The organism is Mesorhizobium sp. M0174 (genome assembly GCF_040322275.1).
Taxonomy (GTDB): domain Bacteria; phylum Pseudomonadota; class Alphaproteobacteria; order Rhizobiales; family Rhizobiaceae; genus Mesorhizobium.
In genome coordinates, this window is the sequence record NZ_JAMYTB010000004.1 from 60,866 (window position 1) to 81,287 (window position 20,422).

Here is a 20,422-nt window from a genome sequence, read left to right on the forward strand (position 1 = left end):
GCTTAGCCTTTTACGCCGCTACTTTTTCGCCTCGTGAATTTCTTCGTCCTCGATCACCGCCGTATGCTGCGCCGCGAGGAAATTGCCGACATGACTGAGGCCGTCGAAATGATCGCAGAACACCTTGATGACGACCAGCAGCGGCACCGCCAGCAACGCGCCGACGAAACCCCACAGCCACGACCAGAAGGCGATGGCGATGAGGATCGCCACTGCGTTGATCTCGAGACGGCGGCCGACCACCGTCGGCGTCACGAACTGGCCTTCGACGACATCGCACATAAGGACGAAGGCCGGTGCCAGCAGCGCATAGGAAATCGTGTCGAAGCTGATCAGCGCGATGATCGTGACCAGCGTGATGGTGGTCAGCGCCCCGATATAAGGCAGGAAATTGAGCAGAGCCGCTGCCGCGCCCCAGACCTGCGCGTTGGGCACGCCGAGCGCCCAAAGGCCGAGCCCGATGACAATGCCGAGACATGTATTGATGACCGTGACGGTAAGCAGATAATGCGAGATTTCACGTTCGACGTCGTAGACGACGCGCAGCGCCCGCTTCTTTTCGCTGAGACTGGGGAAGGACTGGACGATCTTTTCATAGAACATCGTGCCCGAGGCGAGCAGGAACAGCGACAGGACGAAGACGATGGTAACGCTGACGCCAGCCGACAGCACATTGCCGGCCGCCTGCGAGAGAATACCGGATGGCGCCATCGCTACCCTCTGAACGCCCGGCTCCTGGGATGTCTGTGTCAGGCCCTCGATCTGGCGCGAAATCTCCACGATCCGTTCGAACGGACGGCGCAGTTGTGCCAGACGTTCGGTAAGCTGCTGGCCGATCGTCGAGGTGTTGTTGATGAGGTCGATGACCGGGCCGCTGAGCAGATATCCCGCGACGGCGACGAGGCAGAACGAAAGCAGCACCAACAGTGTCGCTGAAATGACATCGGGCATGCCATGCTTGCGCAGGAAGCGAACGATCGGCGTCAGCGTCAGCGCCAGCAGGAAAGCCAGAATGACCGGCATGAAGAAGGCGCGCGCGAAGTAAAGCGCGTAGATCGCCATGAGAATGAAGATGCCGACGAGCAGCGAACGCATCAGATGCGCATCCGCCCGCGCCTCGACGCGCGGATCCGGGCTTTCGGCAGCGCTTGCGCCCGAAGCGTCGGGTTCGGCTTTCATTCTGACCCTCGGCGGCACACCGCGATTGGTGCAGACCGTTGGCGAAAACGCCTCTGTCGCTTCAAGGTTCCGTTAGCTGGCGTCACCGGCAAGGCCGCCTCGCGGCCTTGGCAATGAATCAGGTGACCGGGAATCAGGCAACCGGCGCCGCCACGGCGGGAACGGCCTTCGCAGTTTCCCGGCGCACGATCGGCGCCACTTTGGTGCCGTAGAGTTCGATGGCCTTCATCACCTTGGCGTGCGGCATGGTGCCGATCGCCATTTGCAGCAGGAAGCGGTCGTTGCCGAATATTCTGTGCTGGGCAATGATCTTCTCGGCCACCTGTTCTGGATTGCCGACGAACAGCGCGCCGTTTGGGCGGCGCGATTGGTCGAAATGCGCCCGCGATGTCGGCCCCCAGCCGCGCTCGCGGCCGATGCGGTTCATCACCTCGGCCTGCGGCGCGTAAAAATCGTCGGCTGCCTGGTCCGTGGTGTCGGCAATGAAGCCGTGGACGTTGAGACTGGTGGCAAGGCTTGCCGGATCGTTGCCGGCGCGCCTGGCTGCATCCCTGTAGATGTCGAACAGCGGTGCGAACCGCGCCGGCTCGCCACCGATGATCGCCAGTGCCAGCGGCAACCCGAGCACGCCGGCGCGGGCGACGGATTGCGGTGTTCCACCGACGGCGATCCAGATCGGCAATTTGTCCTGCAAGGGCCGCGGGTAGACGCCGCGGTCGTTGATCGGCGCGCGCAGACTGCCCGACCAGGTCACCTTGACATGATCGCGGATGGCGAGCAGCAGGTCGAGCTTCTCGGCGAAGAGCTCGTCATAATCTTCGAGATTGTAGCCGAACAGCGGAAAGGACTCGATGAACGAGCCGCGCCCGGCCATGATCTCGGCACGGCCGCCGGACAGAAGATCGAGGGTGGCAAACTGCTGGAAGACGCGCACCGGATCGTCGGAGGACAGCACGGTGACAGCGCTGGTCAGCCTTATGCGCTTGGTCCGTTCGGCCGCCGCCGCCAGCGCCACCACCGGAGCCGAGGCAGCATAGTCGGGACGGTGGTGCTCGCCGAGACCAAAGACGTCCAGCCCGACCTGGTCGGCGAGCTCGATCTCCTCGATCAGGTTGCGCAACCGCTCATGCGCACCGATCGCACCGGGACCTGGTTCCGGGCTGACGTCGGCGAAGGTGTAGAGACCGAGTTCCATAGTGTGTCATCTCAGCGTTTTGTCTTGGCGCTACACGTAGCGATCAGTCCGCCGCCCCGCCAGATGCCTGGATGGTGAACAGTGCGGGTGCCTTTCAGCCGAATTCAATCGAAATGGCGTCTCCCGGCTGCAACAGATCAGAATTTCATGGCTGGCATACCGTTTTGGCGCTTGAACTCTCGGTTTTCGCGCGTATGTAAGCCTCGCAAATTGACTTCAGGGAAGTGGACTTGGCTATCTATAGGGAAAAAGACGTTTTCGAGCGGCGCAATGCCGCAAACGAGGCAAAGAAGGCGCTTCTGGAGCGCTTCAAGGCAAAGCCGGCGGCAGATGATCCAGCGGTGCTGGCACGACAGGCCGAGCGCAAGGCGATCCTCGAGGCCCGCGCGATACGCGAGGCCGAAAAGGCCAGGCTGAAGCAGGAAAAGCTGGCGCGCGAAGCGGCCGAAAAGGCCGAGCGCGAGGCAGCTGCCGAAGCGGCACGCATCGCCGCGGAAGAAGCCGCACAGGCCGAAGCGAAGATCCGGGAAGCTGAAGAGAACGAGCGCATCGCCCGTTTTCTTGCCGACGAGGCCGAACGCAAGGCCAAGCGTGACGCACGCTATGCCGCGCGCAAGCAGCGCACCGGCAGGACGCCGCCCGGCTTCTCCGCGCGATAGCGCCTTCCGGCACTGATCAGCCGAATTCAAGAATCAGGGCCGCCTTGCAGCGGCCCCGAACGCGTTCGTCTGTCAGAATCGGCTAAGCCGCGAGCTTCAGTCCCATGATGCCGCAGACGATTAGCGCGATGCAGGCCAGCCTGATCGCCGTCGCTGGCTCGCCGAGCAGCCATATCCCCCAACAGCGCCGTGCCGAAGGTGCCGTTGCCGGTCCACACCGCGTAAGCGGTGCCGACCGGCAACGCCTTCAGCGCCAGGCCGAGCAAGGTCAGGCTGACGATCATCGAGGCTATCGTCAGGACGGTCGGCAGCGGCTTCGAGAATCCGTCGGTGTATTTAAGGCCGATCGCCCAGCCGATCTCGAACAGTCCGGCGAACAACAGGAAAATCCACGACATCGGAACGCTCCGTTTCGATGGCATCCGGCCGATTTCTTGAAAAGCGCAAAAATTGCCTTCGCCGCATCCATAGGGGATGCGCGTGAGCTTAATGAACAATCATACCGGCCGCGTTTGCGGCCGGTCGAAATAAGCCGAAACGGTAGCTGCGGCCCTACTTGTCCTTCAGCTTCATCGCCTTCACCGGCGGTGCCTTCAGGGCCGGCGCCGGAGCGGGTTTCTTCGCGTCCTTCTTCGGCTTGCGGGCTTCCTTGCCTGCCTTCATCGCACCCTTAGCCATGATTCGTTCCTCCAGTTGATGTCTGGCGAAGTGAAACAAGAGAAAACGCTCGACTGCAAGAGGCCGCTGCCGGGCAGTCGCCCTGGCCGATGGCTGTCAACCGGTTTCTAATTCCCTCGTAAACCGCAGTGGTCCGTGCCATGGTCTTCTTCGCACTGCAGCATCAGCCCTCGCGTTTCGCCGGCTGATGATCAGGCAGGCCGGTCAGGACGACAATGCGGATCCACATCGGTTGCCAGATGAGCTTCGACTTCCCGCAGGAAACACCGCTGATCGCGATGCTAAATGTCCATTATTCGCGCGCATCCGATCTTGAGCGGCCGGACTTCCTGACGTCGAACCCGCCGGTGCCGATCGAGAGCTACCGCGACAGTTTCGGCAATTGGTGCAACCGTCTCGTTGCGCCGGCCGGGCGCTTTGCCTTCGGCACCGACGCGGTCATCCGCGACCCCGGCTCCTTCGAGACGCGTGAGCTGACGGCGTGGCAGCACGAGGTGCGCGATCTGCCGTCGGAGACGCTGCTGTTCCTGCTGCCCAGCCGTTATTGCGAGAGCGACGTGCTGTCGAACGAAGCGTGGCGGCTGTTCGGCAGCACCCCGCTCGGCATTCCGCGCGTTCAGGCGGTCTGCGACTTCGTCCATAACCACATCGTCTTCAACTATTTCAATGCACGGCCGACGCGCACCGCCGCCGAGGCCTATCGCGAGCAGAGTGGTGTGTGCCGCGACTTTGCTCACCTCGCTGTTGCCTTCTGCCGCGCCCTGAATATTCCAACCCGCTACTGCACCGGCTATATCAGTGACATCGGCCTGCCAAAGCCGTGGTCGGACATGGATTTCGCCGCCTGGATGGAGGTCTATCTCGGCGGCCGCTGGCACGCGTTCGACCCGCGCAACAACGCGCCGCGCATCGGCCGCATCCTGATTGCCTCCGGACGCGATGCCGCCGATGTGCCGCTGACCCACATTTTCGGGCCGGGCGCGCTGGCTGGCTTCAAGGTCTGGACGGACGAGGTCGTCGAATAGCCCCGCGCCGGCCTTTTGGACAACTGACCTTGTGAACAACTCGGCGCTTCAGGCGTTGTGAGAGCTGTGGAGCGTGGGCGGACGCTCCGCCAATCTCGGTGCATCAACCAAGGCAGCACACCGTGGCGGCGCATGGCGGGTCGAAAAAAGTGATCTATGCGGCGCTCGCCGGAAATCTTGCGATCGCACTGACCAAATTCGCCGCTGCCTTGTTCACGGGCAGCTCGGCAATGCTCTCGGAAGGCGTCCACTCGCTCGTCGATACCGGCAATGGCAGCCTGCTGCTTTACGGCATGCACCGTGCCGCGCGCCCGGCCGACCGTACGCATCCGCTCGGCCATGGCCGCGAGCTGTACTTCTGGAGCTTCATCGTTGCGCTCCTCGTCTTTGCACTGGGCGCCGGCATATCGTTCTACGAAGGCGTGACGCACATCATGACGCCGGAGCCGATTGCCAACGCCAAGGTGAACTACGCTGTCCTTGGCCTTTCCTTCCTCTTCGAAGGCACCTCTTGGCTGGTGGCGCTGAAGGAGTTCCGCCATCAAAAAGGCAGCCACGGCTGGCTCGAGGCGGTGCAGCTCAGCAAGGATCCGAGCGTCTACACCGTACTCTTCGAGGACAGCGCGGCACTTCTCGGCCTCGTTGTCGCCTTCGCCGGCATATCGGCGGCGGAACTGCTGGACATGCCGAAGCTCGACGGCGCCGCGTCGATCGGCATCGCGCTGATCCTGGGCGCAACCGCGATCTTCCTGGCGCGCGAAAGCAAAAGCCTGCTGCTCGGCGAGCCGGCTTCGCCCGAGGTGCAAATGAAAGTATTGGACATCGTCCAGCAGGACCCGGCGGTGCAGCGGGCGAATGGCGCGCTGACGCTGCATATGGGTCCGCAGGAGATCGTCGCCGCTCTGAGCATCGAGTTCGAGGACCACTTGTCGGCGCCCGAGATAGAGACCTGCGTCGAACGCCTCGAGACGCGGCTGAAAGCGGAGATGCCGGAGGTGACGCGGCTGTTCGTCAAGCCTCAGACCACCGGCACCTGGGAACGCCGGAGCAAGGCCTTGGCGGGGGCATCCGGACAAGAACCGGCCTAAGGAAAATGGCTTGAGGAAATCGATGCGCCATCGGACAGTCCCGGTTATGATCGCAGGCAAAAGCTCGGGAGGAACGAAGATGAAAATCGACGGCGGGTGTCATTGCGGCGCCATCACTTACGAGGCCGAGGTCGATCCGGAAAAGACCACCATTTGTCACTGCATCGATTGTCAGAAGCTAACCGGAACGGCCTTTCGCGTCACCGTGCCGGCGTCCCAGGACAATTACAGGATCACCAAGGGCAAGCCGAAAATCTACATCAAGACCGGTTCGAGCGGCGCCAAGCGCGCCCAGGCGTTTTGCGGTGAGTGTGGCTCGCATCTCTACGCCACGTCGGCGGGCGAGGGACCGAAGGTTTACGGCATCAGGGTCGGCACGGCACGGCAACGCGAGCAACTGGTGCCGAAAAAGCAGATCTGGCACCGCTCGGCGCTGCATTGGCTGCCGGAATTCGAAGGCACGACCATCATCGAGGAGCAGTAGCGCCAGATCCGGGTGAAGCCTCCGGTTCCGGCGTAGCTCTCAATCGTCGCCTTCGACGACCCTTAGCCTCAACTGCCCGGTTTTCGAATCAGCGACGCGCGGGCTGCTTTCCGCTTTTGCTCCGCTGCCATTCGAACCAGCGGTATCCTCCGCCGGCTGCACGCCAAACTCCAGCGCCTCGATCTTTTGTCCGCGCCGGGTCACCTTCGATGTCGAGACCAGGATGTCGTCGATATCCTTGGCCGATTGACCGAAATGCGTCTGCAATTTGCGCACCCGCTCGTCGAGCCGGGAGACGTCTTCCATTAGCCGGATGACCTCGCCCTGGATCAGGTGCGCCTGCTCGCGCATGCGGGCATCCTTGAGGATTGCCTGGATGACCTGAATCGACAGCATCAAAAGCGATGGCGAGACGATGACGATCCGCGATCGATGCGCCTTTTGGACAACGGCCTCGAAATTCTCATGGATTTCGGCGAACACCGATTCCGAGGGCACGAACATGAAGGCGGTGTCCTGCGTCTCGCCCTGGATCAGGTATTTTTCGGAAATATCGCGGACATGCACCTCGATGTCGCGGCGGAAAGCCTGTGCTGCCGACTTCTGCAGGTCGGCGCCTTCGGCGGCACGGATGGCATTCCACGCCTCGAGCGGAAACTTTGCGTCGATGGCAAGTGACGGCGCGCCGTTCGGCATCTTCACCAGGCAGTCGGGCCGGCTGCCATTCGACAAGGTCGCCTGGAATTCATAGGCGCCGTGCGGCAATCCGTCGGCGACGATGGCCTCCATGCGCGACTGGCCGAAGGCGCCGCGCGTCTGCTTGTTGGAAAGGATCGCCTGCAATTGCACGACCTGGCCGGCCAGCGACTGGATATTGCCTTGCGCGATATCGATAACCGCCAGCCGTTCCTGCAGCTTGGCGAGGCTCTCATGCGTCGATCTCGTCTGCTCGGTCATGGTCTGGCCCAGGCGGCCGGTCATGGCATCGAGGCGCTGGCCGATCGACTGGGTCAGTTCCGCCTGGCGCGCCCCGAACACTTCGGCGATGGCGCCCATGCGGCCTTGCATTTCCGCCTGGCTTGCCAAGATGCCGGCCATCCGCACCTCGGCGTCACGGGCGTGGTCGGCGGCTTCGGCGGCCGCCACACGCGCCTTGGCCGATCGCCAGAGCGCAACGACGAGCGCCACGAACAGTCCAAGGAACAGCATTGCGCCGAAACCCAGGGCTTGGCCGAGCGTGAGCGTGGTGGCGCCGAGGCGGGCGACAGGTTCGGACAGGATGGTGGCCAGATCGTTCATGCCGACAGCATAGATGATTCGGTCTGCCGGCACAGATCAAAACGTGAACGACCCGAAGCCGTCCCGGTTGACGCTTTTCCTGCGAGGTCTTAGGTGAGACGCCATGTCGATCAAGCCGCTTATCATCCTCCCCGATCCCGTCCTGCGCCAGGTTTCAAAACCGGTCGAGCGTGTCGATGGCGATTTGCGCAAACTGGCCGGCGACATGCTGGACACTATGTATGACGCGCCCGGCATCGGCCTCGCAGCGATCCAGGTCGGCGAACCCTTGCGCATGCTGGTGATCGACCTGGCCAAAGAGGACGAGACGCCGGCACCGCACGTCTTCATCAATCCCGAAATCCTCGAAAGCTCCGACCAGCGTTCGGTCTATGAGGAAGGCTGCCTGTCGATCCCGGATTACTATGCCGAGGTCGAGCGTCCGGCGGCGGTGCGGGTGAAGTTTCTCGACCGCGACGGCAAGCTGCAGGAGATCGAGGCCGAGGGGCTGATGGCGACCTGCCTGCAGCATGAAATCGACCACCTCAACGGCGTGCTGTTCATCGATCACATCTCCAAGCTGAAGCGCGACATGGTGGTCAAGAAATTCAAGAAGCTCGCCAGGGACAAGGCGCCGGGCAAGATGGTGGGGTAGGCGTCGACGAAATGCCCCTGCGTGTCATCTTCATGGGTACGCCTGAATTCTCCGTGCCGACGCTGCGGGCGATTGCCGGGGCCGGGCACGGGTTGACGGCCGTCTACACGCAGCCGCCGCGCGCCGGCGGCCGGCGCGGGCTCGAACTGACGCCGTCGCCGGTGCAGCGTGAGGCGGAGCGGCTGGGCGTCGAGGTGCGGTCGCCGGTGTCGCTGAAGAGCGAGGCGGAGCAGGAGGCGTTCCGCGCCTTGGGTGCCGACGTCGCCGTGGTCGTCGCCTACGGGCTGCTTCTGCCCAAACCCATTCTCGAGGCGCCGCGGCTCGGTTGCCTCAACGGTCACGCATCGCTATTGCCGCGCTGGCGCGGCGCTGCCCCTATCCAGCGCGCCATCATGGCCGGCGATACCGAAACGGGCATGATGGTGATGCGGATGGACGAAGGCCTCGACACCGGGCCGGTGGCAATGGTTGAAAAATGTCCCATTGGACCCGACATGACGGCCGGCGATCTGCACGACCGGCTGATGGTCCTCAGTGCTGCGCTGATGGTGCAAGCGCTCGAGCGGCTGGAGCGGAATACGCTGACATTTACCACACAGGCGGAGGTGGGGGTGACCTACGCCAAGAAAATCGATAAATCGGAGACTCGCATAGCCTGGCTGCGACCTGCTGGCGACGTGCACAACCAGATTCGCGGCCTGTCGCCCTTTCCCGGTGCATGGTGCGAGGCCGAAATCGGCGGCCGTGTAGAACGGCTGAAACTGCTTCGCTCGACGCTCTCGCAAGGCGCCGGCGAACCGGGAGGAATTCTCGATGACCGGCTGACGGTCGCCTGCGGGTCAGGCGCGATCAGGCTGGTCGAAGTTCAACGTGCGGGCGCAAGGCCCATAGCCGCGCAGGAGTTTCTGCGCGGGGCCAAGCTCGAAAAAGGAATGAAATTGTCATGAGCATGATGTCCATACGCGCGGCGACGCCGCGGGACCGCGAGGCGATCCGCCTTGTCGAAGAACACGCATTCGGCCAGCAGACGGAGGCCGGACTGGTCGACGCGCTGGTCAGCGGCGGTGATGCCGTCGTCGAACTGGTGGCGGACGAAGACGGGCAAGTGGTCGGGCATATCCTGTTTTCACGGCTTTTCGTGCAGAATGGCGGCAAGAGCTTCCCGGCGGTGGCTTTGGCTCCTTTGGCGGTCGAGCCGTCGTTCCACGGCACCGGCATCGGCGGTGCGCTGGTCCGCGAGGCGCATATCCGCCTGAAGGCTGCTGGCGAGACGCTCGCCGTGGTGCTCGGCGATCCGGCTTACTATGGCCGTTTCGGCTACAGCCGCGCCCGTGCCGCAAAATTCGAGAGCGACTATCAAAGCGAAGCCCTGCAGGCGCTTGCCTGGGGCGAGGCGCCGGAGACCGGCAGGCTGGTCTACGCCTCGGCCTTCGGCTCAGCCCTCGCCGCCTGATTTCGCCTCGATCCGGGAATGCCGCGTTTTCGCCTCGACATCGAATATGACGGCAGTCTCTTCGCCGGCTGGCAGCGCCAGGCCAACCAGCCATCGGTGCAGCAGGCGATCGAGCAGGCGATCGAGAAGTTCTGTGGTGAGCAGGTTTCGCTGCGCGCCGCCGGCCGCACCGATGCTGGCGTCCATGCGACCGCTCAGGTGGCGCATGTCGATCTGATCAAGGCATGGCCCGGCGACAAGGTGCGCGACGCCGTCAACGCGCATCTGCAGGCGGCCAAGGCGCGCATCGCCATCCTGAAGGCCGCCGTCGTGCCGGATGGCTTCGATGCGCGTTTCTCGGCGATCGGCCGCCATTACCTCTACCGCATCGTCAATCGCCGCGCGCCGGCGGCGCTCGACAAGGGCAAGATCTGGTGGGTACCGAAGCAGCTCGATGCCGGGGCCATGCACGAAGCGGCAAAGGTGCTGCTTGGCCGGCATGATTTCACCACCTTCCGCTCGACCCAGTGCCAAGCCTCCAGCCCGGTCCGCACGCTCGACCGGCTGGATGTCAGCCGGGCGGGCGATTTCATTGAGGTCCGCGCTTCGGCGCGCTCATTCCTGCACAACCAGGTGCGCTCTATGGTCGGCTCGCTCAAACGCGTCGGCGAAGGCGGCTGGACTGTTGCCGACCTCAAGGCGGCGCTTGAGGCGCGCGACCGTGCGGCCTGCGGTCAGGTGGCGCCGCCCGACGGGCTGTTTCTCGTCGGCGTCGACTATCCGACGCCTGGCTGATCCGGAACGCTGATCCCGAGCAGCGCCTGCAGTCCGAACAGGACGATCAGCGAGGCCACGAACATGCCGGCAAAAACGGCGCTGCCGACGGCCGCACCCCTGCCGATCGCAACGTTGGTCATCCGCCAGGTCAAGACCATCGACAGCGCGAACAACAGCAGCGACACGAGTCCGGAGACTTCGTTGGCCGACGTCAGGAAAAGCCGGATCAACGCCGATGGCAGCATCATCCAGGCGATGATTGCCGAGGCCCAGTTGCTGGCCACGACATAATGGACGAAACGGCCGCCGACGCCGACCCGCGGCGCCACCAGCGCGAGGCCTATGAGCGGCAGCACCCAGGCGCCGATATCGACGGTGGCCAGGCGGATCAACATGCTGAAACGGCCGACGAATGCGTTGGGGTCGCCGATCTCGTTGGCAATACCGACCCAGCCGACGATCAGTGCCGGCGCCGCGACGACGATGGCAAAAAAGGAGTTCCAGAATCCGTCCGCCGAAAGGTCGAGCAGGCGAAATCCGTCGGCCTTGCCGAGCATCAGCCGCCAGGCACCGGCAAGCGAAGCGTAGGTTTCATCCGCTGAAAGCATCACTAGGATATGTCCTGCGCAAACCAGTCTTCAACGAAGCGCAGATAAATCTGCGTCAGCGTCTCGAGGTCGGCAATCGCCACGCGTTCGTCGACCATGTGCATGGTCTTGCCGACAAGGCCGAATTCGACCACCGGACAATAATCCTTGATGAAGCGGGCATCGGAGGTGCCGCCGGAGGTGGAGAGCGCAGGCTTCCTGCCGGTCACCGCCTTGATCGAGCCGCCAAGCGTCTCGATCAACCTGTCGTCGCGTGTCAGAAAAACGTGGCTCGGTCCGTCGCGCCAAGCGATCTCGTAGTCGACGGGCGTCGCCTTGCCGGCGCGGTATTTCTTGCGTTTCGCCGCCCGGTCGAGGCGGTTGTGGATCTCGGCCTGGATCGTCTCGGCGGTCCATGTGTCGTTGAAGCGAATATTGAAGGTAGCCGCCGCCTTCGCCGGGATGACGTTGGTGGCAGGATTGCCGACATCGATGGAGGTCACCTCAAGATTGGTCGGCTGGAAATCCCTTGTTCCGTTGTCGAAGACGGGGTGAAGCAAGGCGTCGACCAGCGTCACCAGGCCGCGCACCGGGTTGTCGGCCAGCTGCGGATAGGCGGCGTGTCCCTGGCGGCCGTTGACGACGACCGTGCCCGATAGCGAGCCGCGCCGGCCGATCTTGATCATATCGCCGAGCGCGTCGGGATTGGTCGGCTCGCCGACGATCGCAGCATGCCATTTCTCGCCTTTGGCGGCCGCCCATTCGAGCAGTTTCGTCGTGCCGTTGATCGCCGGACCTTCCTCATCGCCGGTTATCAGCAGCGAGACCGACCCCTTCGGGCCGCCCTTCTGCGCGATGTGTCGCGCTACCGCCGCGACGAAACAAGCAATGCCGCCCTTCATGTCGACGGCGCCGCGGCCGAACATCTCGCCATTGGCGATGTCGGCGGCAAAGGGCGGGTGCGTCCAGGCTGTTTCATCGCCCACCGGCACGACATCGGTATGGCCGGCAAACATCAGATGCGGGCCGTTGCCGGAACGCCGCGCATAAAGGTTCTCTATGTCAGGTGTGCCGGATTCGGAAAACACCGGGCGCTCGACGGCAAAGCCGAGCGGCTTCAACATTTCTTCCAGCGCGCTCAGCGCACCGCCTTCGGCGGGCGTCACGGAAGCGCAGCGGATGAGAGCAGCCAGATTTCTGGTCGGATCGGTAGGCAGCGTCATGGGCAAAGCGATAGTCGAAAGCGCAGGGACTGTCACGGCCAGACATAAGGGCCAGACATGCCGCCGACATTATGGTTTTCATGTCGTATGATTGCGGCAAGGCCTCTCGACCATGGCAGGGCCATCGCATGATCACGCATGGCAAGACAATCGTAATCGCCGGTGCCGGCAGTATCGGCTGCTACGCCGGCGGCTGCCAGATACTTGCCGGGCGACAAATGGTTCTGCTGGCGGCCGGGCATCGAGAAGGCGCTGCAAGTAGCGGTCAAGAGCGGCGCGACGCAAGGCATGGCCGGCCGGGCAGGAGAGAAGCGGATCGCCTTGCCTGTCGCCGCCGTCAGATGGTAGCCCGCACAGGTGCCCAGTAACGGCCCTTGCCGGTGCGCTTGGCTTCGTAGAGCGCATGGTCGGAACAGGTGAGCAGGATTTCCGGATCGCCGCCGTCGGCGGGTGCGAAGGCGCTGCCGACGCTCAGGCCGACATGGATGGCGGAACCGACCCCGAGGTCGAAAGGCACCGAGACCTTTTCGATGGCCCGCTTTGCCAGGTAGGTGGCCTCGATCTCCGAGGTTGCGGGCAAAAGGATGACGAATTCATCGCCGCCGATGCGGAAGACAACGTCCCCCGGACGGAAGCCGCGCTTCAATCGTTCGGCCACCTTGCGCAGCAGCACGTCGCCGACGGCGTGGCCAAAACGGTCGTTGACCTGTTTGAAACCGTCGAGATCCATGCTGAGCACTGCAAACGGCTTGCCGCCATTGGCGGCCGGCGCCGCAAGCTCGCGGCACATGTCGCGCAATTTCTCCTGCAGGAAGATGCGGTTTGGCAGGCCGGTCAGCGCGTCCTTGATGGCCAGGTCGCGATTGTCCAGTTCGGCGCGGATCATGCGGGCATTGATTGCGTGGTTCTGAAGCAGCACGATGATGACGCCGGCCACATAGAACGGCGTTTGAATTCCGACGATCGGCATTCCGGGCGCCGCAGAAAACAATGCACCGGCCACGTAAGGCAGGCTTACGGCCAACATGACGAATATGGCGAAGCGCGGGGTCGCCGCATTGCGTGACGACACCACGCCGACGACGCCTGCGACATTCAAGGCGGCAAGTACGGAAAGCGCCATATTCCCGCTGGCAACACAGCCATAGCAGCCGAGGCCGAAGACGACCGACCAGACGCCGCTGGCTGCCATCAGGCCCGCCAGCGGCCCTTTCGAGCCGCGCCTGCGGGCCTGTTCGCATTCCCGCATCAGCAGAACGCGGACGGTGAAAAGCATCAGGTCGGCGGCAATCCAGGCGTAGGGCCACCAATCCCCGGTGGCGAGAGCGGCGCTGACCGCAACCAGCAGAACGCTGATGGTGCCGAACAGGACTGCGAATTTGCGGTCGAAGGTGGTGTCGAGAAGCCGGGCGCGGACAGCTTCCGGTTCCAATTTCATCGGCGAAGAGAACCAGGCAAACAGGCGAGCGGCGGCGCTCCACGTTTTGCGCGGCTCCTTGGTGATCAGGGATAGGTCGCTTGCCAGTCGAGCGCTCCGTGCCGGTCGACACAGTCTTCGCCGGCATGCTGGGCCAGGGTGATTAACATTCGCTTAGAGCATCCGGCGCAAAACCGGGCTTTCGGAACTCCCCGCTCTGCCGCTCTAGCGGATCTGCCGCCGGGTCGCCGGTTTTAGCTTGCCGGCCCCGGTCGTCTGCGGACTGCAGGTCTACGCGGCGGACCCTGCTCGGGATCGGTCTTCGCCGCACGTGCCGGCTGCCCATGAGGGGTTTCGATCAGCGTGATCTTCTGCCAGATCTTTCGCGAGAGGTTCGAAGCCAGGTTCTCGATATCGTTGACGCCGTCGATGACCACGGCGTCATTCACCGATTGCGCGAACAGCGCGGCGATCTTGCCGGTGATCGACAGCATTTCGGAGCAGTAGTCGAGATAGCGGGCAAGGTCGGCGGCGTTGGTGATACGGGCTGGCGAATGGGCAGTCGGATTGAAACTGGGTGAAAGTGCGGCCGGATCCTTGGTCAGCTGGTGCATGTCGATGACATGGATCAGCGAACGCAACCCGTGGAGCTGGCGAAACACCCGCTTGCGCTTGATCCGCTCCTCGGAGCGAATCAGGGCCAGGAAGCCCAGCACCGCGAGGATGATCACGTTGAGGGAGGCTTCGATTCCTTGCACCGACTGGAAGGCATCGTGGTTTCCCGAGATGCGGCCGAGCGGCAGGATTGTGCCGACGAACAGGAACATCAGCGCTCCGGCGACGAAGGCGGCGATGATGAGGCCGCGCAGCCACCAGATCGGCGCCTCCAGCGCCTTGGCGGCTTTCGCCAGATCGCGCGACAGCGACACCAGCTCGGCGGCGACGCCGCGCAAGCCTGCATCGGGAAAGCGCTCGGCGACGCGCCCTTCCAGCCGTTCGGCGGTTTCGAGGATCAGTTTCGGATCAAGCGAGCGGTAGCGCATGACGAAATGTCCGATCGGCGCTCAGGGTTCAGCCGGGGGCATTGGTGCGCTTGCCGTAGCGGTTGGGGCCGGGTTGCCCTGGAAACAGGCAAAGCACCAGGAAAGCGATGATCGAGACAACCGGTACGAAAAGCACCAGCGCCGCAACGCCCGGCTTGTCGAGGTCGTGCAACCGCTTGACCGCCAGCACCACGTTCGACCAAAGCGAGGCAATGAAGGCGATGAAGAAAATAAACGACCACATGTTGCTCTCGGTGGTGCCTTCCGGCACCAGCGTGAAACGGTAGAGCGGGAAGGCCTGTATGATGGCCACCAGCAGTCCTCCAAGAAAATAGGCCGCGCGGCTGACCCGGCCCGAAGCTTTGAAGAAAAGCCAGATGAGGTCTGATCTATCAGGCAAGCGAATTCCGTCCGTATTCGTTGAGAAAGATCAATCGCGCAGCAATTCGTTGATCGATGTCTTGGAACGGGTCCTGGCATCGACCCGCTTGACGATGACGGCGCAGTAGAGGCTGGGGCCGGGCTCGTTGTTTGGAAAAGGCTTGCCGGGCAGCGAGCCGGCGACGACGACGGAATTAGGCGGCACCTCGCCGTAGAAGATCTCGCCGGTGGCGCGGTCGACGATCTTGGTCGACTGGCCGATGAAGACGCCCATGCCGAGCACCGAGCCCTCGCGCACGATGCAGCCTTCGACCACTTCGGAACGGGCGCCGATGAAACAGTTGTCCTCGATGATGGTGGGACCCGCCTGCATCGGCTCCAGCACACCGCCGATGCCGACACCGCCCGACAGATGCACATTCTTGCCGATCTGGGCGCAGGAGCCGACCGAAGCCCAGGTGTCGACCATGGTGCCGCTGTCGACATAGGCGCCGACATTGACGAAGGACGGCATCAGCACGGCGCCGGGCGCGACATAGGCGGAGCGGCGCACGATCGACGACGGCACGGCGCGGAAGCCGGCCTTCTCGAAATCGACGGCGCTCCAGCCGTCGAACTTCGAGGGCACCTTGTCCCACCAAACCGCCTGACCGGGACCACCCTTGATGATCTCCATCGGGTTGAGCCGGAAGGACAGCAGCACCGCTTTTTTCAGCCACTGGTTGACGTGCCATTTGCCGTCGGCCTGCCGCTCGGCGACGCGGGCGACGCCCCGGTCGAGCAGGTCGAGCGCCGATTGGATGGCCTCGCGCGTCTCGCCGCGGGTTGCGGTCGAAATCGTGTCGCGTTCCTCGAAGGCGTTCTCGATGATCTCCTCGAGGCTCGCGAGATCGTGCTTCGACATGAATTCGCTCCATTACCAAGCTGTTAAGGGCCGGCGCCTTAACCTGTTTGAAAGTCGCGCGGACCCTATGTGAAGGCTTGGGGAGGGTCAATCGCGGCAGCGTCACGGGACGGCGCAAGTGAATGAATTGGACGGGTAAAGCAAATATGACTCCCATGGAAAAGGCGGGATGGACGCCGCTGCCGCATTCGGACGAGGATCTGGAGCGGTCGAGAAGCGTGCCGGACACGCCGCAAACGCGCGCGGAGACATATCGGCTGGCCTGGAACGACCCCGATTTCATGACGCGGCGCGAGTTGCGCGCGGTCAGGCTGCAGCTCGAACTGCTGAAACCGGAGATGATCCTGGCCGAGCGCGGCATCCAATCGACCGTCATCCTGTTCGGCGGCGCCCGCATCCCCGAGCCCGGCGGCGAAGCCTGGGCGGCCAAGAACGAGACGCAGAAGAAAAACCTCGAGCAAAACAGCAAATATTACGAGGAGGCGCGCAAATTCGCCCGCCTCTGCTCACAGCAGTCGGCCACCTCGTACTATCGCGAATTCGTCGTGGTGACCGGCGGCGGGCCGGGCGTCATGGAGGCCGGCAATCGTGGCGCCGACGATGTTGGCGCGCCGTCGATCGGTCTCAACATCGTGCTGCCGCACGAGCAGGCGCCAAACGCCTACGTGACGCCGGAACTCTGCTTCAACTTCCACTATTTCGCGGTCCGCAAGATGCATTTTGTCATGCGTGCCAAGGCCGTTGCGGTATTTCCCGGCGGCTTCGGCACGATGGACGAGTTCTTCGAAACGCTGACCCTGATCCAGACCGGCCGCATGGAACGCGTGCCGGTCATTCTGTTCGGCAAGGCTTTCTGGGCAAGGGCAATCGACCTCGATTTCCTCGCCGAGCAAGGCACGATCACTCCCGGCGACCAGGATATCATCGATTTTGTCGAGACCGCCGACGAGGCCTGGGGGATCGTCAGCCGCTTCTATAAACTTTGACAAGCAAGCAGGACTTGAAGCGCGCAGGCTGCCTCAAGCAGGGACTTCGACGATCGCCGTGAGAAAGCCGGCGAGATCGTCGGTGACGAAGTCCACATCATCCTCGTTGGCCGGGTCGCGTTCCCAAATTTCCGAGAAGGTCGGCTCGAAATTGCGCGGCACCACCAGCACCGTGGTCATGCCCAGCGATTTCGGTACCGACAGGTTGCGGGCGAGATCTTCGAACATCACCGCATTTTGCCCGGTAACGGCATGGAGTTCGGCAAATCTCTCATAGGATTGCCGCGCCGGCTTGGGGTTCAGTCCGGCTGCGACGATATCGAAAATATCGTCGAAATGCTCGAGAATGCCCAGCTGCCGCGCGGTGCGTTCGGCATGCCGGCGATCGCCATTGGTGAAGATGAATTTACGGCCGGGAAGCTGGCGAATGGCGGTGCCGAGGACGGGATCGGGCACCAGCCAGGAATAATCGATGTCGTGCACTTTCTCGAGAAAATCGTCGGGGTCGATGCCGTGGCGCGTCATCAATCCGTTCAGTGTCGTGCCGTATTCGCGGTAGAGCTCCTTTTGCAGCTTGCGTGCTTCCTCGCGCGGCAGCGTCAGCAATTCTCCAACGTAGGCGGTCATCTTCACATCGATCTGCGAGAACAGATTCGAATGGTGCGGATAAAGCGTGTTGTCGAGATCGAACACCCAGTCGGTGACATGGGCAAAGCGGGCGGGGTCGGGAAGTGTGGTCATACCGTCCTTATGGCACGAAACGATCTTTCTAACAGGAGGTTTATCCACAACCTATACGCGCCAAGAGTGGTGAAAATGGCGAAACGATTAACATTTTAAGCATCGCCGAAAGGTGGCATTCAGCGCTTGCTGACACCAAGACGGAGCAGTGGGAGCCAGCGATGAATCACATATTTCTAAAGTCTGCCGCCATCGCTTTCGCCTCCGTCGCCGCCTCACTTCTGCCGACGCTGATCGTTGTGCCGGCGATGGGATTTTCGATCAATCGCACCATCTGGCTGACATCCACCCTGTGCCCACTCGTTCTGGCCTGGGGCGCCGGCGCCTATGCATTCTGGCAAAGCGAAAAGGTGAAGAACGCGCACCGCGACCTTGCTCGCAATCATGCCCAGCTTGCAGCCGCGCACCGGCGCCTGGCGGACAAGGCGAGCCGCGACGACATGACCGGCATGCTCAACCGCGAAAGTTTCTTTGCCGCCCTCGACGGCTCTCGGCGTAAGTCCGATCGCGGGGCATTGCTGATCGTCGATGCCGACCATTTCAAGACCATCAACGACAGCTACGGCCATCTGATCGGCGACGATGCGCTGCTCCTGATCGCAAAGGCGATAGAGCGTGGCGTGCGCAGCGGCGACGTGCTTGGGCGCATCGGCGGCGAGGAATTCTGCGCCCTTCTGATTGGTGCCACCGAACACGAGGCCAGGCGCGTCGCTGAGCGCATCCGCCGTGAGGTCGAGCGTATCCGTTTCCGGCCGGTCGACGAACGATCGGTTCCGCTGACAGTCAGTATTGGCGGCATCACCTGCGGCAGGGACGCCGCAGTGTCGGAGCTGATGCGCGCCGCCGACCAGCGGCTTTACGAGGCCAAGCATCGCGGCCGCAATCTGTCGATCATCGACCGCGATATTTCCGAAGCCGCCTGAGCTCGGCCCTGAGCCTTCCGCTGGGAGAGTTCCACCCTGTCTGCATTCAACCGCGCCGTGGCCAGACTGTCAAAATCCGAGTATGGCGATGCGGAACAGCAGGGCGGCGGCCGCCAGTGCGACCAGAGCGATGCCAAGGCCAATGGGAGAGCCCCAGCCATACCACTCCATCGCCAGCTTGGCGTATTTGAACTCCTCAGCCGGTGTGAGTGGGCCGCGCGTCGGGGTCTGATTCATTTTCACTCCTTGCAGGCTGCGATAGGCCTTGCCTTGTGCCCGATGCAGCACATTATTATAACAGCCATAATGTTAGGCAGATTGATATTTAGATGATCGAAATAAATTCGTCAAGCATGAATCGGGCAGACATGAAGACCGCTATCAGCCTTGCCATTATGGGCTGGCAGGACGCGACGCAGGCTTATGACGAGGCAGTGGGCGATAGGCTTGGGCTGAGTATGGCGGAACGCCATTGCTTGGCGCTGCTCTATGGCGGCCCGCGATCGGCTGGCGAGGTCGCGGCCGCAACAGGGTTGACGCCGGCTGCGGTCACCGCGCTGATCGACCGGCTGGAAGCGCGCGGCCTGCTGACACGAACGCGCAGCCTCGAGGACAGGCGCAAGGTGGTCATAGAGGCGACGGAACTCACGCGAGAACTATCGACGCGCTATTATGGCGCGATCGCTCAGGAGGGGGAAAACGTGATCGCCACATTCACCGACATTGAACTCGGCACGATCCTGCGCTTCGTCACGGCATCCCTCGACCTTCAGCGCGACCAGCTGGCCCGGCTGAAGGCCGAGGCCTTGGAGACAACCGACAGCCTATAGGCTCGCCGGGTCGATCGCTGGCTCGCCTTTGCGGCGCGCCACGATCGCCGCAAGATCGGCTGTCTCGAAAGCATCACGCAGGGCGTCGAACGACGGCAGCACGAAATAGGCACGCTGGAACTTGTCGATCTCGTAGCCGGTGCGCATTACGGTTTCCAAGTCGAAGGGAACATGGTGTCCCTCGCCGCCTTCGACCGCGAACTGAAGCTCTGTGAAGGATGACATCAGCCCGGCGCCGAAAGCCTTCAGCGGCTTGCCCGGCTCGCGTATCAGGCCGTATTCGACGGTGTACCAGTAAAGCCTGGTGATCATCTCGTCGCCGCCGAGCGCAATCACGCTATCGGCCTTCTTGCCATACATCTGCATGAAGTCGGCGAAGACCGGCTGCGTCAGGATCGGCACGTGACCGAAGAAATCATGGAACATGTCGGGCTCGACAATGTAGTCGAGCTCCTTTTGGGTTCGCAGCCAGTTGGTGACCGGGAAGCGGCGGTTGGCGAGATGGTCGAAGAACGGCTGGGCGGGGATGAGCCCCGGCACGGCGACGATCTCCCAGCCGGTGAACTTGCGCAGCTTCTCGCTGACCGCACCGAAATCCGGGATCTTGTCGAGAAGGCCGAGTGCCGCGACGCCGTCGAGGTAGGAGTGGTGGGCCAGCTTCCTGGTCAGCTTCGTCTGGCGGTCGCACAGCGTGCGCCACACCGCCTGTTCTTCGTCGCTATAATTGTAGCCCTGCGCCACGGTGAAATCGGCACGGCAGACGGAATAATCGCCGCGAAGGCCTCGCGCCGCGCATTCGCGGGCATAGTCGGCAACGTTCATTGTCATGGCTTGCTCTCCCTGGAAATCATGACCAGCGAATTGCCGGAAATTCTAGCCGGATCGCGCGAGGCAAATCAGCTTTGATGGTGGCTCAAATGCAGGGTTGGAGGTAAAA

25 protein-coding genes and 1 pseudogene are annotated in these 20,422 nt (G+C 62.8%); 11 read left to right on the forward strand and 15 right to left on the reverse strand.

Going from position 1 to position 20,422, the window contains the following annotated elements:
* Window positions 1-18: 18 nt before the first annotated feature.
* Window positions 19-1,179, reverse strand: coding sequence for an AI-2E family transporter (locus tag NKJ13_RS09740; protein ID WP_352736710.1), 1,161 nt, complete (start codon window positions 1,177-1,179; stop codon window positions 19-21).
* 133 nt (window positions 1,180-1,312) lie between these two features.
* On the reverse strand, window positions 1,313-2,374 hold the full coding sequence (locus tag NKJ13_RS09745; protein ID WP_352736712.1) for an LLM class flavin-dependent oxidoreductase: 1,062 nt from the start codon (window positions 2,372-2,374) through the stop codon (window positions 1,313-1,315).
* A 230-nt stretch (window positions 2,375-2,604) separates the two neighbouring features.
* On the opposite strand from NKJ13_RS09745, the gene NKJ13_RS09750 reads away from it, so the two are divergent.
* Window positions 2,605-3,033 (forward strand): DUF6481 family protein, encoded by a 429-nt coding sequence (locus NKJ13_RS09750; RefSeq protein ID WP_023718183.1) that lies wholly within the window; start codon window positions 2,605-2,607, stop codon window positions 3,031-3,033.
* An 82-nt stretch (window positions 3,034-3,115) separates the two neighbouring features.
* Here the strand turns inward: NKJ13_RS09750 and sugE are convergent.
* Together sugE and NKJ13_RS09760 are read right to left on the reverse strand one after the other, a co-directional pair.
* Window positions 3,116-3,431 (reverse strand): annotated as a pseudogene (gene sugE, locus NKJ13_RS09755) (quaternary ammonium compound efflux SMR transporter SugE).
* Window positions 3,432-3,585: 154 nt separating this feature from the next.
* Window positions 3,586-3,711, reverse strand: a complete 126-nt coding sequence (locus NKJ13_RS09760) for a hypothetical protein (protein WP_013528464.1) — start codon at window positions 3,709-3,711, stop codon at window positions 3,586-3,588.
* Window positions 3,712-3,926: 215 nt separating this feature from the next.
* Between NKJ13_RS09760 and NKJ13_RS09765 the strand changes: the two genes are divergently transcribed.
* The 3 genes from NKJ13_RS09765 to NKJ13_RS09775 all read left to right on the forward strand — a co-directional run bounded on the left by NKJ13_RS09765 (window position 3,927) and on the right by NKJ13_RS09775 (window position 6,308).
* A complete protein-coding gene (locus NKJ13_RS09765; RefSeq protein ID WP_254815869.1) occupies window positions 3,927-4,736 on the forward strand; it encodes a transglutaminase-like domain-containing protein in 810 nt (269 codons plus the stop codon).
* Between the two features lie 122 nt (window positions 4,737-4,858).
* The gene (locus NKJ13_RS09770) at window positions 4,859-5,824 is read left to right on the forward strand and encodes a cation diffusion facilitator family transporter (protein WP_352477025.1); all 966 of its coding nucleotides are present in this window, start codon (window positions 4,859-4,861) and stop codon (window positions 5,822-5,824) included.
* Between the two features lie 79 nt (window positions 5,825-5,903).
* Window positions 5,904-6,308, forward strand: coding sequence for a GFA family protein (locus NKJ13_RS09775; RefSeq protein ID WP_352506031.1), 405 nt, complete (start codon window positions 5,904-5,906; stop codon window positions 6,306-6,308).
* A gap of 39 nt (window positions 6,309-6,347) precedes the next feature.
* Here the strand turns inward: NKJ13_RS09775 and NKJ13_RS09780 are convergent, their stop codons facing one another.
* Window positions 6,348-7,607, reverse strand: a complete 1,260-nt coding sequence (locus NKJ13_RS09780) for a DNA recombination protein RmuC (protein ID WP_352777701.1) — start codon at window positions 7,605-7,607, stop codon at window positions 6,348-6,350.
* A gap of 103 nt (window positions 7,608-7,710) precedes the next feature.
* Here NKJ13_RS09780 and def point away from each other — a divergent pair, with 103 nt between their 5' ends.
* From def to truA, 4 genes are read left to right on the forward strand one after another with little or no spacing between them, the layout of a single operon-like run.
* Window positions 7,711-8,241 carry a peptide deformylase gene (gene def / locus NKJ13_RS09785; RefSeq protein WP_023676950.1) on the forward strand — a complete coding sequence of 177 codons (531 nt, stop codon included), beginning with the start codon at window positions 7,711-7,713 and terminating at the stop codon, window positions 8,239-8,241.
* 17 nt (window positions 8,242-8,258) lie between these two features.
* Window positions 8,259-9,188: a methionyl-tRNA formyltransferase gene (gene fmt, locus NKJ13_RS09790; RefSeq protein WP_352736924.1), complete on the forward strand. Its 930-nt coding sequence runs from the start codon at window positions 8,259-8,261 to the stop codon at window positions 9,186-9,188.
* Window positions 9,185-9,694, forward strand: coding sequence for a GNAT family N-acetyltransferase (locus tag NKJ13_RS09795; RefSeq protein ID WP_352701004.1), 510 nt, complete (start codon window positions 9,185-9,187; stop codon window positions 9,692-9,694). Before fmt ends, NKJ13_RS09795 begins: the two co-directional genes overlap by 4 nt.
* An 18-nt stretch (window positions 9,695-9,712) precedes the next feature.
* Window positions 9,713-10,468 carry a tRNA pseudouridine(38-40) synthase TruA gene (gene truA / locus NKJ13_RS09800; protein WP_352701003.1) on the forward strand — a complete coding sequence of 252 codons (756 nt, stop codon included), beginning with the start codon at window positions 9,713-9,715 and terminating at the stop codon, window positions 10,466-10,468.
* Here the strand turns inward: truA and NKJ13_RS09805 are convergent.
* From NKJ13_RS09805 to dapD, 7 genes are all read right to left on the reverse strand, one after another.
* Complete coding sequence (locus NKJ13_RS09805; RefSeq protein ID WP_254815875.1) at window positions 10,450-11,058, reverse strand: transporter; 609 nt, start codon at window positions 11,056-11,058, stop codon at window positions 10,450-10,452. The genes truA and NKJ13_RS09805 overlap by 19 nt on opposite strands.
* A gap of 2 nt (window positions 11,059-11,060) precedes the next feature.
* Window positions 11,061-12,260 carry a succinyl-diaminopimelate desuccinylase gene (gene dapE, locus NKJ13_RS09810; RefSeq protein WP_352701002.1) on the reverse strand — a complete coding sequence of 400 codons (1,200 nt, stop codon included), beginning with the start codon at window positions 12,258-12,260 and terminating at the stop codon, window positions 11,061-11,063.
* Between the two features lie 32 nt (window positions 12,261-12,292).
* Window positions 12,293-12,529 carry a hypothetical protein gene (locus NKJ13_RS09815; protein WP_352701001.1) on the reverse strand — a complete coding sequence of 79 codons (237 nt, stop codon included), beginning with the start codon at window positions 12,527-12,529 and terminating at the stop codon, window positions 12,293-12,295.
* Window positions 12,530-12,597: 68 nt separating this feature from the next.
* The gene (locus NKJ13_RS09820; RefSeq protein WP_352701000.1) at window positions 12,598-13,698 is read right to left on the reverse strand and encodes a GGDEF domain-containing protein; all 1,101 of its coding nucleotides are present in this window, start codon (window positions 13,696-13,698) and stop codon (window positions 12,598-12,600) included.
* A 233-nt stretch (window positions 13,699-13,931) separates the two neighbouring features.
* Complete coding sequence (locus NKJ13_RS09825; protein ID WP_352700999.1) at window positions 13,932-14,720, reverse strand: hypothetical protein; 789 nt, start codon at window positions 14,718-14,720, stop codon at window positions 13,932-13,934.
* Window positions 14,721-14,748: 28 nt separating this feature from the next.
* On the reverse strand, window positions 14,749-15,120 hold the full coding sequence (locus NKJ13_RS09830; protein ID WP_352700998.1) for a DUF805 domain-containing protein: 372 nt from the start codon (window positions 15,118-15,120) through the stop codon (window positions 14,749-14,751).
* A gap of 30 nt (window positions 15,121-15,150) precedes the next feature.
* Window positions 15,151-16,005, reverse strand: a complete 855-nt coding sequence (gene dapD / locus NKJ13_RS09835) for a 2,3,4,5-tetrahydropyridine-2,6-dicarboxylate N-succinyltransferase (protein ID WP_352506026.1) — start codon at window positions 16,003-16,005, stop codon at window positions 15,151-15,153.
* A gap of 146 nt (window positions 16,006-16,151) precedes the next feature.
* On the opposite strand from dapD, the gene NKJ13_RS09840 reads away from it, so the two are divergent.
* The gene (locus NKJ13_RS09840; protein ID WP_352506025.1) at window positions 16,152-16,991 is read left to right on the forward strand and encodes an LOG family protein; all 840 of its coding nucleotides are present in this window, start codon (window positions 16,152-16,154) and stop codon (window positions 16,989-16,991) included.
* Window positions 16,992-17,024: 33 nt separating this feature from the next.
* Here the strand turns inward: NKJ13_RS09840 and NKJ13_RS09845 are convergent, their stop codons facing one another.
* Window positions 17,025-17,732 (reverse strand): pyrimidine 5'-nucleotidase, encoded by a 708-nt coding sequence (locus NKJ13_RS09845; protein WP_352477037.1) that lies wholly within the window; start codon window positions 17,730-17,732, stop codon window positions 17,025-17,027.
* 161 nt (window positions 17,733-17,893) lie between these two features.
* Here NKJ13_RS09845 and NKJ13_RS09850 point away from each other — a divergent pair, with 161 nt between their 5' ends.
* On the forward strand, window positions 17,894-18,655 hold the full coding sequence (locus tag NKJ13_RS09850; protein ID WP_352700997.1) for a GGDEF domain-containing protein: 762 nt from the start codon (window positions 17,894-17,896) through the stop codon (window positions 18,653-18,655).
* A gap of 69 nt (window positions 18,656-18,724) precedes the next feature.
* On the opposite strand, the gene NKJ13_RS09855 is transcribed toward NKJ13_RS09850, so the two are convergent.
* Window positions 18,725-18,892, reverse strand: coding sequence for a hypothetical protein (locus NKJ13_RS09855; RefSeq protein WP_352686439.1), 168 nt, complete (start codon window positions 18,890-18,892; stop codon window positions 18,725-18,727).
* Window positions 18,893-18,984: 92 nt separating this feature from the next.
* Here NKJ13_RS09855 and NKJ13_RS09860 point away from each other — a divergent pair, with 92 nt between their 5' ends.
* Window positions 18,985-19,485 carry a MarR family winged helix-turn-helix transcriptional regulator gene (locus NKJ13_RS09860; protein ID WP_352736716.1) on the forward strand — a complete coding sequence of 167 codons (501 nt, stop codon included), beginning with the start codon at window positions 18,985-18,987 and terminating at the stop codon, window positions 19,483-19,485.
* Here NKJ13_RS09860 and phhA read toward each other — a convergent pair.
* On the reverse strand, window positions 19,480-20,313 hold the full coding sequence (gene phhA / locus NKJ13_RS09865) for a phenylalanine 4-monooxygenase (protein WP_352736718.1): 834 nt from the start codon (window positions 20,311-20,313) through the stop codon (window positions 19,480-19,482). The two genes, NKJ13_RS09860 and phhA, sit on opposite strands and share 6 nt — an antisense overlap.
* Window positions 20,314-20,422: the final 109 nt, after the last annotated feature.

Bases quoted from the DNA above. Each gene is read 5' to 3' on its own strand.
- NKJ13_RS09740 (WP_352736710.1), bottom strand. From the start codon at position 1,179: ATGAAAGCCGAACCCGACGCTTCGGGCGCAAGCGCTGCCGAAAGCCCG.
- NKJ13_RS09745 (WP_352736712.1), bottom strand. From the start codon at position 2,374: ATGGAACTCGGTCTCTACACCTTCGCCGACGTCAGCCCGGAACCAGGT.
- NKJ13_RS09760 (WP_013528464.1), bottom strand. From the start codon at position 3,711: ATGGCTAAGGGTGCGATGAAGGCAGGCAAGGAAGCCCGCAAGCCGAAG.
- NKJ13_RS09765 (WP_254815869.1), top strand. From the start codon at position 3,927: ATGCGGATCCACATCGGTTGCCAGATGAGCTTCGACTTCCCGCAGGAA.
- NKJ13_RS09775 (WP_352506031.1), top strand. From the start codon at position 5,904: ATGAAAATCGACGGCGGGTGTCATTGCGGCGCCATCACTTACGAGGCC.
- NKJ13_RS09780 (WP_352777701.1), bottom strand. From the start codon at position 7,607: ATGAACGATCTGGCCACCATCCTGTCCGAACCTGTCGCCCGCCTCGGC.
- def (WP_023676950.1), top strand. From the start codon at position 7,711: ATGTCGATCAAGCCGCTTATCATCCTCCCCGATCCCGTCCTGCGCCAG.
- NKJ13_RS09795 (WP_352701004.1), top strand. From the start codon at position 9,185: ATGAGCATGATGTCCATACGCGCGGCGACGCCGCGGGACCGCGAGGCG.
- truA (WP_352701003.1), top strand. From the start codon at position 9,713: ATGCCGCGTTTTCGCCTCGACATCGAATATGACGGCAGTCTCTTCGCC.
- NKJ13_RS09805 (WP_254815875.1), bottom strand. From the start codon at position 11,058: ATGCTTTCAGCGGATGAAACCTACGCTTCGCTTGCCGGTGCCTGGCGG.
- dapE (WP_352701002.1), bottom strand. From the start codon at position 12,260: ATGACGCTGCCTACCGATCCGACCAGAAATCTGGCTGCTCTCATCCGC.
- NKJ13_RS09820 (WP_352701000.1), bottom strand. From the start codon at position 13,698: ATGAAATTGGAACCGGAAGCTGTCCGCGCCCGGCTTCTCGACACCACC.
- NKJ13_RS09825 (WP_352700999.1), bottom strand. From the start codon at position 14,720: ATGCGCTACCGCTCGCTTGATCCGAAACTGATCCTCGAAACCGCCGAA.
- dapD (WP_352506026.1), bottom strand. From the start codon at position 16,005: ATGTCGAAGCACGATCTCGCGAGCCTCGAGGAGATCATCGAGAACGCC.
- NKJ13_RS09840 (WP_352506025.1), top strand. From the start codon at position 16,152: ATGACTCCCATGGAAAAGGCGGGATGGACGCCGCTGCCGCATTCGGAC.
- NKJ13_RS09845 (WP_352477037.1), bottom strand. From the start codon at position 17,732: ATGACCACACTTCCCGACCCCGCCCGCTTTGCCCATGTCACCGACTGG.
- NKJ13_RS09850 (WP_352700997.1), top strand. From the start codon at position 17,894: ATGAATCACATATTTCTAAAGTCTGCCGCCATCGCTTTCGCCTCCGTC.
- NKJ13_RS09855 (WP_352686439.1), bottom strand. From the start codon at position 18,892: ATGAATCAGACCCCGACGCGCGGCCCACTCACACCGGCTGAGGAGTTC.
- NKJ13_RS09860 (WP_352736716.1), top strand. From the start codon at position 18,985: ATGATCGAAATAAATTCGTCAAGCATGAATCGGGCAGACATGAAGACC.
- phhA (WP_352736718.1), bottom strand. From the start codon at position 20,313: ATGACAATGAACGTTGCCGACTATGCCCGCGAATGCGCGGCGCGAGGC.